Annotated in this window: 6 protein-coding genes; all 6 read left to right on the top strand. The window is 62.6% G+C overall.

The annotated features are described in order from the left end of the window. Positions 1-178 precede the first annotated feature (178 nt). The 6 genes from ABVN20_RS25410 (at position 179) to ABVN20_RS25385 (ending at position 12,743) form a co-directional block, all read left to right on the top strand. Positions 179-1,495, top strand: coding sequence for an MdtA/MuxA family multidrug efflux RND transporter periplasmic adaptor subunit (locus tag ABVN20_RS25410; protein ID WP_368558524.1), 1,317 nt, complete (start codon positions 179-181; stop codon positions 1,493-1,495). Next, positions 1,492-4,596 (top strand): MdtB/MuxB family multidrug efflux RND transporter permease subunit, encoded by a 3,105-nt coding sequence (locus ABVN20_RS25405; protein WP_368558522.1) that lies wholly within the window; start codon positions 1,492-1,494, stop codon positions 4,594-4,596. Before ABVN20_RS25410 ends, ABVN20_RS25405 begins: the two co-directional genes overlap by 4 nt. Beyond that, positions 4,593-7,700, top strand: a complete 3,108-nt coding sequence (locus ABVN20_RS25400) for an efflux RND transporter permease subunit (RefSeq protein WP_368558520.1) — start codon at positions 4,593-4,595, stop codon at positions 7,698-7,700. Before ABVN20_RS25405 ends, ABVN20_RS25400 begins: the two co-directional genes overlap by 4 nt. Beyond that, positions 7,697-9,166, top strand: a complete 1,470-nt coding sequence (locus tag ABVN20_RS25395) for an efflux transporter outer membrane subunit (RefSeq protein ID WP_368558518.1) — start codon at positions 7,697-7,699, stop codon at positions 9,164-9,166. The genes ABVN20_RS25400 and ABVN20_RS25395 overlap by 4 nt, the downstream gene beginning before the upstream one ends. A 633-nt stretch (positions 9,167-9,799) precedes the next feature. Continuing rightward, complete coding sequence (locus ABVN20_RS25390) at positions 9,800-11,881, top strand: putative bifunctional diguanylate cyclase/phosphodiesterase (RefSeq protein WP_368558517.1); 2,082 nt, start codon at positions 9,800-9,802, stop codon at positions 11,879-11,881. A gap of 115 nt (positions 11,882-11,996) precedes the next feature. Then, positions 11,997-12,743 (top strand): SDR family oxidoreductase, encoded by a 747-nt coding sequence (locus ABVN20_RS25385; RefSeq protein WP_368558515.1) that lies wholly within the window; start codon positions 11,997-11,999, stop codon positions 12,741-12,743. The last annotated feature ends 80 nt before the right edge of the window (positions 12,744-12,823 follow it).

Here is a 12,823-nt window from a genome sequence, read left to right as displayed (position 1 = left end):
CGCGCTCGGCGGATTTGCGCCGATGTCCCCTGCGCCCAGCCGTTTTCATTTGCGCTTCAGTGTCTTAGACAAGCCTCCTGATACGTAAGCCGAAGGTAAATTGCCGGTAAAGGCGCTTTGCTAATGACCCGCCAGTGCTTATCGTTCAGCCTCCTGTAGAAAAAAGCCCACGCGCCCAATGGTTGATCACTCCATGCAATCCTCCGCTTCCCGTAGTCCTCGTCGCTGGCTGTTCAGCCTGCTTGTGCTGTTGGTCATCGCTGCCCTGTGCTGGAAGTTCTGGCCCGGTGGCACGACGCCAAAAGAAGGGGCAGGGCAGAAAGCCGCGTCCGGCCACGTGGGCCGTTCGGGCGCGATGCGTCCGGGTTTCGGCGGCGCAGCCGGGGCGGTGCCGGTGCGTGTGGCGCCCGCGGTCAAGGGTGACTTTCCGCTTTACTACAAGGCGCTGGGCACGGTGACGGCACTCAATACCATCAATGTGCGCAGCCGCGTCGGTGGTGAGCTGATCAAGGTGGCCTTCCAGGAAGGGCAGATGGTCAAGGCGGGCGACTTGCTGGCCGAAATCGACCCGCGTCCGTACCAGAACGCCTTGCTCCAGGCCGAAGGCACGTTGTTGCAGAATCAGGCGCAGTTGAAAAACGCCCAGGTCGATGTCGAGCGTTATCGCGGCCTGTATCGCGAAGACAGCATTGCCAAACAGACCCTGGACACCGCCGAAGCGTTGGTGGGTCAGTATCAGGGCACGGTCAAGACCAACCAGGCGGCGGTCAACGACGCCAAGCTCAATCTCGAATTCACCAAGATCCGCGCCCCGATCACCGGGCGGGTCGGCCTGCGTCAGCTCGACGTCGGCAACCTCGTTGCGGCCAATGACACCACGGCGCTGGCGGTCATCACCCAGACCCAGCCGATCAGCGTGGCCTTCACCTTGCCGGAGAACAGCCTCGACGTGGTGCTGGCCCGCTATCGCAGCGGCGCCCAGTTGCCGGCCGAAGCCTGGGACCGTGGCGACGCCAAATTGCAGGCCACCGGTATATTGAGCAGCCTCGACAACCAGATCGACGTCGCCACCGGTACCCTGAAGTTCAAGGCGCGCTACGACAACCGCGACCAGGCGCTGTTTCCCAACCAGTTCGTCAACGTGCACCTGCTGGCCGACACCCTCAAGGACGTGGTCCTCGCGCCATCGGCCGCCATCCAGTTCGGCACCAACGGCACCTTCGTCTATGCCATGGACGGTGACAAGAAAGTCACCATCCGCCAGTTGAAGATCGGCGCCAGCGATGGTGATAACACCGTGGTCACCGAAGGCCTGGCAGCAGGGGACCGCGTGGTCCTGGAAGGCACCGACCGGCTCAAGGAAGGCAGCGAAGTGGAAGTGGTCAACGACTCCAAGGACGTGCCGACCGCGCCGACCGAGCATCTGCAGGGCAAGTCCGCGGCCAGCACGGCCGAGCCGGCGCCCGCTGACAAGGCGAAAAAGGGCGGCGCATGAATCTCTCGCGGCTGTTCATCCTTCGCCCGGTCGCCACGACCCTGAGCATGCTGGCCATTGTCCTGGCCGGCCTGATCGCCTATCGCCTGCTGCCGGTGTCGGCCTTGCCCCAGGTCGACTACCCGACCATCCGCGTGATGACGCTCTATCCCGGCGCCAGTCCCGATGTGATGACCAGCGCCGTGACCGCGCCGCTCGAACGTCAGTTCGGGCAGATGCCGGGCCTGACCCAGATGGCCTCGACCAGCTCCGGCGGCGCCTCGGTGCTAACCCTGCGCTTCAGCCTCGACATCAACATGGATGTGGCCGAACAGGAAGTGCAGGCCGCGATCAACGCCGCGACCAACCTGTTGCCCAAGGACTTGCCGGCACCGCCGGTATACAACAAGGTCAACCCGGCGGACACCCCGGTACTGACCCTGGCGATCACGTCCAAGACGATGTTGATGCCCAAGCTCAACGATCTGGTCGATACCCGCATGGCGCAGAAGATCGCGCAGATCAGCGGCGTCGGCATGGTCAGCATTTCCGGCGGTCAACGCCAGGCCGTGCGGATCAAGGTCAACCCCGAGGCCCTGGCGGCGGCGGGGCTGAACCTGTCGGATGTGCGCACGCTGGTCAGTGCCTCCAACGTCAACCAGCCCAAAGGCAACTTCGACGGCCCGACCCGGGTGTCGATGCTCGATGCCAACGATCAACTGACGTCGCCCGAGGATTACGCCAACCTGATCCTGGCCTACAGCAATGGTGCGCCGTTGCGCCTCAAAGACGTCGCCGAAATCGCCGACGGTGCCGAGAACGAGCGACTGGCGGCCTGGGCCAACGAAAACCAGGCGGTGCTGCTCAACATTCAGCGCCAGCCCGGTGCCAACGTCATCGAAGTGGTCGATCGCATCAAGGCCCTGCTGCCGAGCATCACCGACAACCTGCCGGCCGGTCTGGAAGTGACCGTGCTCACCGACCGCACCCAGACCATCCGTGCATCGGTCACCGACGTGCAGCACGAACTGCTGATCGCCATCGCGCTGGTGGTCATGGTCACGTTCCTGTTCCTGCGCCGCTTCAGTGCGACGATTATTCCGTCGGTCGCCGTGCCGCTGTCGCTGATCGGGACCTTCGGCGTGATGTATCTCGCCGGGTTCTCGGTCAATAACCTGACCCTGATGGCGCTGACCATCGCCACCGGCTTCGTGGTGGACGATGCCATCGTCATGCTGGAGAACATTTCCCGCTTCATCGAAGAGGGCGACAGCCCACTGAATGCCGCGCTCAAGGGCGCGAAACAGATCGGCTTTACCCTCGTGTCGCTGACGTTATCGCTGATTGCGGTGCTGATTCCGCTGCTGTTCATGGCTGACGTGGTCGGCCGGCTGTTCCGCGAGTTCGCCATCACCCTGGCGGTGGCGATCCTGATCTCCCTGGTGGTGTCCCTGACCCTGACGCCGATGATGTGCGCGCGCCTGCTCAAACGTGAACCCAAGGAAGAAGAGCAGGGCCGCTTCTACCGCGCCAGTGGCGCGGCAATTGATTGGATGATCGCGGCTTACGGGCGCAAGTTAAAGTGGGTTCTCAAGAATCAGCCCCTGACCCTGCTGGTGGCTGTCGGCACCCTGGCGCTGACCGTGTTCCTGTATATGGTGGTGCCCAAAGGCTTCTTCCCGGTGCAGGACACCGGGGTCATCCAGGGCATTTCCGAAGCGCCGCAGTCGATTTCCTTCGGCGCGATGAGCGAGCGCCAGCAGGAGCTGGCCAAGGTGATCCTCGCGGATCCGGCGGTGGAGAGCCTGTCGTCCTACATTGGCGTCGATGGCGACAACGCGACGCTCAACAGTGGTCGCCTGTTGATCAACCTCAAATCCCATGGCGAGAGGGATCTGACCGCCACCGAAGTCATTGCCCGGCTGCAACCGGAGCTGGATAAGCTGGTAGGTATCCGCCTGTTCATGCAACCGGTGCAGGACCTGACCATCGAGGACCGGGTCAGTCGCACGCAGTATCAATTCAGCATGTCGTCGCCGGATGCCGAGTTGCTCAGCCTGTGGAGCGGCCGTCTGGTCGAAGCCCTGGCCCAGCGCCCGGAACTGGCCGATGTGACCAGCGACCTGCAGGACAAGGGGTTGCAGGTCTATCTGGTGATCGACCGCGATGCGGCCTCGCGGGTCGGTGTGTCGGTGTCCGACATCACCGATGCGCTGTACGACGCCTTCGGCCAGCGGCAGATTTCGACCATTTACACCCAGGCCAGCCAGTATCGCGTGGTGCTGCAATCGCAGTCCGGCGAGCGCATCGGCGCGGACGCGCTGAACCAGATCCACGTCAAGACCACCGATGGCGCCCAGGTACGCCTGTCCAGCCTGGCGCATATCGAAGAGCGCCAGGCGCAACTGGCGATCACCCACATCGGCCAGTTCCCGGCCGTGATGATGTCCTTCAACCTGGCGCCCGGCGTGGCGTTGGGGCATGCGGTGGAGATCATCGAGCAGGTGCAGGCGGATATCGGTATGCCCATCGGCGTGCAGACGCAGTTCCAGGGTGCGGCGCAGGCGTTCCAGGCCTCCTTGTCGAGCACCTTGCTGCTGATCCTGGCGGCGGTGGTGACCATGTACATCGTGCTCGGCGTGCTGTACGAGAGCTACATCCACCCGATCACCATTCTCTCGACCTTGCCTTCGGCAGCGGTGGGGGCCTTGCTGGCCTTGCTGCTCAGCGGCAATGACTTGGGGATGATCGCGATCATCGGCATCATCCTGCTGATCGGTATCGTGAAAAAGAACGCGATCATGATGATCGACTTCGCCCTCGACGCGGAGCGCAACCAGGGCATGGACCCGGAAACGGCGATCTACCAGGCGGCACTCTTGCGTTTCCGGCCGATCCTGATGACCACCCTGGCGGCGTTGTTCGGTGCGGTGCCGCTGATGCTGGCCACCGGCTCCGGGGCCGAGTTGCGCCAACCGCTGGGTCTGGTGATGGTCGGTGGCCTGCTGGTCAGCCAGATCCTGACGCTGTTCACCACGCCGGTAATTTACCTGTACTTCGATCGCCTCGGTCGACGTTGGGGTCGTCGATCCGAGTCGGCGGAAACGGTCGAGCAGCCATGAACCTGTCCGGTCCTTTCATCAAGCGCCCGGTTGCCACGCTGCTGTTGAGCCTGGCGATCATGCTGCTGGGCGGCGTCAGCTTCGGCCTGTTGCCGGTGTCGCCGCTGCCGCAGATGGATTTCCCGGTGATCGTGGTCCAGGCCAGCTTGCCGGGGGCCAGCCCGGAAGTCATGGCCTCGACCGTGGCCACGCCGTTGGAACGCTCATTTGGCGCCATCGCCGGCGTCAACACCATGAGCAGCCGCTCCAGCCAGGGTTCGACCCGGGTGATTCTGCAATTCGACCTCGACCGTGACATCAACGGCGCGGCGCGGGAGGTGCAGGCGGCGATCAACGCCTCGCGCAACCTGCTGCCCAGCGGGATGCGCAGCATGCCGACCTACAAGAAGGTCAACCCGTCCCAGGCGCCGATCATGGTGTTGTCGCTGACCTCGGACGTATTGGAAAAGGGTCAGTTGTATGACCTGGCCTCGACCATTCTGTCCCAGAGCCTGTCGCAGGTGCAGGGCGTGGGCGAGGTGCAGATCGGCGGCAGTTCCCTGCCGGCGGTGCGGGTCGAGCTCGAACCCCAGGCGTTGAACCAGTACGGTGTGGCGCTGGACGATGTGCGCAACACCATTGCCAATGCCAACGTGCGCCGGCCCAAGGGTTCGGTCGAGGATGGCGAGCGGATGTGGCAGGTTCAGGCCAACGATCAACTGGAAAAGGCCAAGGACTACGAATCGCTGATCATCCATTACGCCGACGGTGCGGCCCTGCGCCTGAAGGATGTGGCCAAGGTCAGCGACGGTGTCGAAGACCGCTACAACAGCGGTTTCTTCAACGATGATGCGGCGGTGCTGCTGGTGATCAACCGGCAGGCCGGCGCCAACATCATCGAGACCGTCAACGAAATCAAGGCCCAGCTCCCGGCCCTGCAAGCCGTGCTCCCGGCCAGCGTCAAGCTGAACCTGGCCATGGACCGTTCGCCGGTGATCAAGGCCACGCTGCATGAGGCGGAAATGACCCTGCTGATTGCCGTGGCCCTGGTGATTCTGGTGGTGTTCCTGTTTCTCGGTAATTTCCGTGCCTCGCTGATCCCGACCCTGGCGGTGCCGGTGTCCCTGGTCGGCACCTTCGCGGTGATGTACCTGTACGGTTTTTCCCTGAACAACCTGTCGCTGATGGCGCTGATCCTGGCCACCGGGCTGGTGGTGGACGACGCCATCGTGGTGCTGGAGAACATCTCCCGGCACATCGACGAGGGCGTGCGGCCGATGAAGGCTGCTTACCTGGGGGCGAAGGAAGTCGGTTTTACCCTGCTGTCGATGAACGTGTCGCTGGTGGCGGTGTTCCTGTCGATCCTGTTCATGGGCGGGATCATCGAAAGCCTGTTTCGCGAGTTTTCCATCACCCTGGCGGCGGCCATCGTCGTATCGCTGGTGGTGTCCCTGACCCTGACGCCGATGCTCTGCGCACGCTGGCTCAAGCCCCACACACCGGGGCAGGAGAACCGTTTGCAACGCTGGAGTCGGCGCACCAACGACTGGATGGTCGGCAAATACGCCACCAGTCTCGACTGGGTACTGCGCCACCGTCGCCTCACGCTGCTCAGCCTGATCGTGACGATTGGCGTTAACATTGCCTTGTATGTCGTTGTTCCTAAAACATTTATGCCGCAACAGGACACCGGCCAACTGATCGGCTTCGTGCGTGGCGACGATGGTCTGTCCTTCAGCGTGATGCAGCCAAAAATGGAGATCTTCCGCCGTGCCGTGCTCAAGGATCCGGCGGTGGAAAGCGTCGCCGGCTTCATCGGTGGCAGCAACGGCACCAACAATGCCTTCATGCTGGTGCGCCTCAAACCGATCAATGACCGTGGCCTGTCCGCGCAGAAAGTCATCGAGCGCATGCGCAAGGAAATGCCCAAGGTGCCCGGGGCGCAATTGATGCTGATGGCCGATCAGGACCTGCAGTTCGGTGGCGGCCGTGAGCAAACTACCTCGCAGTACTCGTACATCATCCAGAGCGCCGATCTGAGCGAACTGCGCAAGTGGTACCCGAAGGTGGTGGCTGCCCTCAAGGCGCTGCCGCAACTGACGGCGATTGATGCCCGCGAGGGTGCCGGAGCGCAGCAGGTGACGCTGATCGTCGACCGCGACCAGGCCAAGCGCCTGGGCATCGACATGGACATGGTCACCGCCGTGCTCAACAACGCCTATAGCCAGCGGCAGATTTCGACGATCTACGACAGCCTCAACCAGTATCAGGTGGTGATGGAGGTCAATCCCAAATACGCCCAGGACCCGATCACCCTCAATCAGGTCCAGGTAATCACCACTGACGGTGCGCGCATTCCGCTGTCGACCATCGCTCACTACGAAAGCAGCCTCGCCGAGGACCGCGTCAGCCACGAAGGCCAGTTTGCCTCCGAAAGCATCTCCTTCGACATGGCCGAAGGCGTGACGGTGGAGCAGGGCACGGCGGCGATCGAGCGCTCGCTCGCGCAACTGGGCATGCCGGAAGACGTCATCGTGAAAATGGCCGGCACCGCCGATGCCTTCGCCGCGACACAAAAGAGCCAGCCGTTCATGATTCTCGGGGCGCTGCTGGCGGTTTATCTGGTGCTGGGCGTGCTCTATGAAAGCTACATTCACCCGCTGACCATTCTTTCGACCTTGCCTTCGGCCGGCGTCGGTGCGCTGCTGTCGATCTACGCGCTGGGCGCCGAGTTCAGCCTGATCTCCCTGCTGGGGCTGTTCCTGCTGATCGGCGTGGTGAAGAAAAACGCCATTCTGATGATCGACCTGGCTTTGCAGCTGGAGCGACATCAGGGCATGGGGCCGCTGGAGTCGATCCGCAGCGCCTGCCTGCAACGTCTGCGGCCGATCCTGATGACCACGCTGGCGGCGATCCTCGGTGCATTGCCCCTGTTGCTGGGTCGCGCCGAGGGTGCAGAGATGCGTCAGCCCTTGGGCCTGACCATCATCGGCGGGCTGATTTTCAGCCAGGTGCTGACGCTTTACACCACTCCGGTGGTTTACCTCTACCTCGACAAACTGCGCCATCGCTTCAACCGCTGGCGCGGGGTGCGTACTGATGCTGCTCTGGAAACTCCGCTATGACTGACCGTTCGCCACTCAACCTGCCCGCATCGCTGATCATGGCCCGTGGCTCGCGCTTGCTGAGCCTGTCGCTGTGCGTGGCGCTGCTCAGCGCCTGCGCCATCGGCCCGGATTACCAGCGTCCGGAAACAGTCGCTCCGGCGCAGTACAAGGAAGCGGCGGGCTGGCGCCAGGCCACGCCCAGCGATTCCCTGGCACGCGGTGCCTGGTGGGAGCTGTATGGCGATCAGCAACTCAATGGCCTGATCGACAAGCTCAACAGCGCCAACCAGACGGTGGCACAGTCCGAAGCGCAATACCGCCAGGCCCAGGCCCTGGTGCGCAGCGCCCGTGGCGCGTTTTTCCCGACGGTGGACCTGACCGTCGGCAAGAACCGCTCCAGCCAGGGCACCGGCAGCAGCAGTTCCAGCCTGAGCAGTTCCTCCAGCGGCATTCGTAACACTTACACGGCCCAGGCCGGGGTCAGCTGGGAAGCCGATATCTGGGGCAAGTTGCGTCGTGGGCTGGAGGCTGACACGGCCAACGCCGAGGCCAGCTTTGCCGATTTGGCGGCGATGCGCCTCAGCCAGCAGTCGGAACTGGTGCAGAATTACCTGCAACTGCGGGTGATCGACGAGCAGAAGCGCCTGTTGCAAGCGACGGTCGAGGCCTACCAGCGCTCGCTGAAAATGACCGAAAACCAGTACCGCGCCGGGGTTTCCGGCAAAGACGCGGTGGCGCAGGCGCAGACCCAGCTGAAAAGCACCGAAGCCGATCTGGTCGATCTGATCTGGCAACGTGCACAGTTCGAAAACGCCATCGCGGTGCTGATCGGTCTGCCGCCTGCTGAATTCAGCCTGGCTGAAACGAAAAACATCCCGCTGTTGCCCGATGTACCGCTGAGCCTGCCCTCACAATTGCTCGAGCGACGCCCGGACATCGCCTCCGCCGAACGCTCGGTGATCGCCGCCAACGCCAACATTGGCGTCGCCAAGGCCGCGTATTACCCGGACCTGACCCTGAGCATGAACGGTGGCTACAGCAGCAGTACCTCGAACAACCTGTTCACCGTGCCGAACCGCTTCTGGTCGGTCGGCCCGCAATTGGCGATGACCCTGTTCGACGGCGGCCAGCGCTCGGCTGAAGTCGACCGCAGCGAAGCGGCCTACGACGAAACCGTGGCCAAGTACCGCCAGACCGTGCTCGACGGTTTCCGCGAGGTGGAAAACTACCTGGTCCAGCTCAAGGTGCTGGAGAACGAGTCCGAGGTACGACAACAGGCACTGGACGCGGCCCGCGAATCCTTGCGCCTGATCCAGAACCAGTACAAGGCCGGTTTGATCGCCTATCTCGACGTCGTCGTGGTGCAAGCCACCGCACTGAACAACGAACGCAGCATGCTCGACCTGCTGCAGAGCCGGCTGATCGCCAGCGTACAACTGATCGCCGCGCTCGGCGGCGGCTGGGACGGCCAGTTGAACCTGTAGGAGCGAGCTTGCTCGCGATGGCGGAGTGTCAGGCAAATGCAATGGCGCTGATTAAATCGCCATCGCGAGCAAGCTCGCTCCTACAGTGATCTCGGCCCACCGCAGATTTGTGCCCACCGCAAAACCTGTGGGGGCGGGCTTGCTCGCGATAGCGGAGTGTCAGGCAAATACAATGGCGCGAATTGAATCGCCATCGCGAGCAAGCTCGCTCCTACAGTGATCTCGGCCCACCGCACGATTTGTCCCCACCACAAATCCTGTAGGAGCGAGCTTGCTCGCGATAGCGGAGTGTCAGGCGAAAACAATGGCGCTGATTAGATCGCCATCGCGAGCAAGCTCGCTCCTACAGTGATCTCGGCCCACCGCAGATTCGTGCCCACCACAAATCCTGTAGGAGCGAGCATGCTCGCGATAGCGGTATCTCAGGCAACAAAAATTTCGACCGGCCTTGTGGTCTGCATCCGGTCCAAAACCCGTGGCAGCGCAGTTAAGAAACTACGTTAAAACAAGCGTTTCATCGGCTTGCTGGCCTTTTGCTCATTTTCTCAGTGCGTTCTCTGGCGCAATCAGTACAATCCCCCGATTTGCCCACCGAGAACGGAAGCAGTACGGCGGGTAGTCTCGAGAAGTCCCATGCTCATCGGTAGCTATTCCCCCTCGCTGGTCATCATCTCGCTCTTCGTGGCGATTCTCGCTTCCTATACGGCGCTCGATCTGACCGGGCGCATTGCCACGGCCAAGGGCCGGGCCGTGCATTTCTGGACGGCGGGTGGGGCTTTTGCGATGGGGGTGGGTGTGTGGTCGATGCATTTCATCGGCATGCTCGCCTTTGAACTGCCCATCGCGCTGGGCTACGACATCACGTTGACCGGGCTGTCGTTGCTCACCGCGATTCTGTCCAGCGGCTTCGCCTTGTGGCTGGTCCGCCAGCCCCGCTTGCCGCTCTGGCAACTGGCGTTCGGCGCGCTGGTGATGGGGGCCGGGATCAGTGCCATGCATTACACCGGCATGGCGGCGATGCGCATGCAGCCGGGTATCGAGTACGACCCCACGCTGTTCGTGGTGTCTTTGCTGATCGCCGTCGGAGCCTCCGGTGCGGCGCTGTGGATCGCCTTCCGCCTGCGCAAACACACGCCATATGTGCGCCTGATCCGTGGCGGAGCCGCCGTGGTCATGGGGATCGCCATCGTCGGCATGCATTACACGGCCATGGCGGCGGCGCAATTTCCCGAGGGCAGTTTCTGCGGTGCTGCCACCAATGGCTTGAACGGTAAAGGTCTGGATGGCCTGGTGCTGGTCACAACGCTGGCCGTGTTGAGCATCGCCTTGCTGACCTCGATTCTCGATGCGCGCCTGGAAGCGCGCACCGCTGACCTGGCCCGGTCGTTGACCGAGGCCAATCGCGAACTCACCCAACTGGCGCTGCACGACACCCTGACCGGGCTGCCCAACCGCGTATTGCTGGCCGACCGAATCGAACAGGCGATGTCGAGGGTGAAGGAGCAGGGTGGCTGTTTTGCCTTGATGTTCATTGATCTCGACGGCTTCAAACCGGTCAACGACGCCTTCGGCCACCACATGGGCGACTTGCTGCTGCGGGAAGTGGCGCAGCGTCTGCGTGAGGACCTGCGCAGCCAGGACACCCTGGCACGGATCGGCGGCGACGAGTTCGTGCTGCTGGTGCAACTGGCCAATGAAGAGGATGCGTTGAACCTCGCCGCGCGCCAGGTCGGCCTGATCGCGCGTTCGTTCCGCGTCACCGAACACGATTTGCAGATCTCCGCCAGCGTCGGCATTGCCCTCTACCCAGGTAATGGCCACAGCGCCGAAGAGTTGCTGATGAACGCCGACGCGGCGATGTATCACGCCAAGGGTGCCGGCAAGAATGGCTACAGCTTCTTTGACGCGTCGATGAACAGCAACGCGCGCAAACAGCTGCAATTGCTCCAGGACCTGCGCAGCGCCGTGGAGCAGCGACAGTTGCGCCTGCATTACCAGCCGAAGTTCGCTGCCGGCAGCCGCCGGGCCATCGGCGCCGAGGCGTTGTTGCGTTGGGAACACCCGACCCAGGGCCTGTTGCTGCCGGACAAGTTCATCGACCTGGCGGAAAAGACCGGGCTGATCATTTCCATCGGTGAGTGGGTGCTCAACGAAGCCTGCCGCCAGATGCGCGAGTGGTACGTGCTGGGCTATACCCATTGGCGCATCGCAGTGAACCTGTCGGCCTTGCAGTTCTGCCACGCCGGCCTGGTGCAAAGTGTCGCCAAGGCCCTGGCCACGCACAACCTGCCTGCCAACTGCCTGACCCTGGAAATCACCGAAACCACGGCGATGAGCGATGCGGATGCCAGCATGACGGTGCTCAATGAGCTGTCGGAAATGGGCGTCGACCTGTCCATCGACGACTTTGGCACCGGTTATTCGAGCCTGATGTACCTCAAGCGATTGCCCGCCAACGAGCTGAAGATTGATCGCGGCTTCGTGCGCGACCTGGAACGGGACAGTGACGACGCAGCAATTGTTTCAGCGATTGTCGCGCTCGGCCAGGCGCTGGGCCTGCGCATCGTCGCCGAAGGCGTGGAAACTGATGTGCAACAGGACTTCCTGACGCAACTGGGCTGCGACTCCCTGCAAGGCTACCTGCTGGGTCATCCTTTGCCGGCCGAACGTTTCATGGCAGACATTCATAACGCCGAGCGACTGGCGACGAGCTGAAAACCCGAGGATTGTGATCGCGATCAACGGGTAACCTGCCACAGCTCATGCAAAAGCGGCGAATGACGGTTATTCTTGGCCCCGACCGCATACGCTTGAACGGGGAAATGCTCGCATGGACAAAGTCATTGTCATCACCGGTGGCAGCCGCGGTATTGGTGCCGCCACGGCGCAGCTGGCGGCCGAACAGGGCTACCGCATCTGCATCAACTACCAGTCCGATGAAGAGGCGGCGCATCGCGTGCTGGAACAAGTGCGTGCCCTTGGCGCCCAGGCGATCGCCGTACGTGCCGATGTCAGTATCGAAGATGAAGTGATTGCGCTGTTCAACCGGGTCGATGCCGAGCTGGGCCGGGTGACCGCGCTGGTCAACAATGCGGGCACCGTCGGGCAAAAGTCGCGCATTGATGAAATGTCCGAATTCCGCATCCTCAGAACCCTCAAGACCAACGTCCTGGCGCCGATCCTCTGCGCCAAGCACGCCATACTGCGCATGTCGCCCAAGCATGGCGGGCAGGGCGGCAGCATCGTCAACGTCTCCTCGGTCGCCGCACGCCTCGGCTCGCCCAACGAATACGTGGACTACGCCGCGTCCAAGGGCGCACTCGATACCTTCACCCTGGGCCTGTCCAAGGAAGTGGCGGGTGAGGGCATTCGCGTCAATGCCGTGCGTCCTGGCTACATCTACACCGATTTCCATGCGCTGAGCGGTGATCCGGATCGGGTCAGCAAGCTGGAATCGGCCATCCCCATGGCCCGCGGCGGCCGGCCGGATGAAGTGGCCGAGGCGATTGTGTGGTTGTTGTCGGACAAGGCGTCCTATGCGACGGGGACGTTTGTGGATTTGGGTGGGGGGCGGTAGGGGCCGGATTTTGGGTGGCTGTTAGTGCCCCATCGCGAGCAGGCTCGCTCTCACAAGGGGATTTGTGAATGCCACAGTCC

The organism is Pseudomonas sp. MYb118, from assembly GCF_040947875.1.
Classification (GTDB): domain Bacteria; phylum Pseudomonadota; class Gammaproteobacteria; order Pseudomonadales; family Pseudomonadaceae; genus Aquipseudomonas.
The sequence above is the reverse complement of the archived record's forward strand: the minus strand, read 5'-3'. Positions and strand labels throughout refer to the sequence as shown.

Bases quoted from the DNA above. Each gene is read 5' to 3' on its own strand.
- ABVN20_RS25390 (WP_368558517.1), top strand. From the start codon at position 9,800: ATGCTCATCGGTAGCTATTCCCCCTCGCTGGTCATCATCTCGCTCTTC.
- ABVN20_RS25385 (WP_368558515.1), top strand. From the start codon at position 11,997: ATGGACAAAGTCATTGTCATCACCGGTGGCAGCCGCGGTATTGGTGCC.
- ABVN20_RS25405 (WP_368558522.1), top strand. From the start codon at position 1,492: ATGAATCTCTCGCGGCTGTTCATCCTTCGCCCGGTCGCCACGACCCTG.
- ABVN20_RS25400 (WP_368558520.1), top strand. From the start codon at position 4,593: ATGAACCTGTCCGGTCCTTTCATCAAGCGCCCGGTTGCCACGCTGCTG.
- ABVN20_RS25410 (WP_368558524.1), top strand. From the start codon at position 179: ATGGTTGATCACTCCATGCAATCCTCCGCTTCCCGTAGTCCTCGTCGC.
- ABVN20_RS25395 (WP_368558518.1), top strand. From the start codon at position 7,697: ATGACTGACCGTTCGCCACTCAACCTGCCCGCATCGCTGATCATGGCC.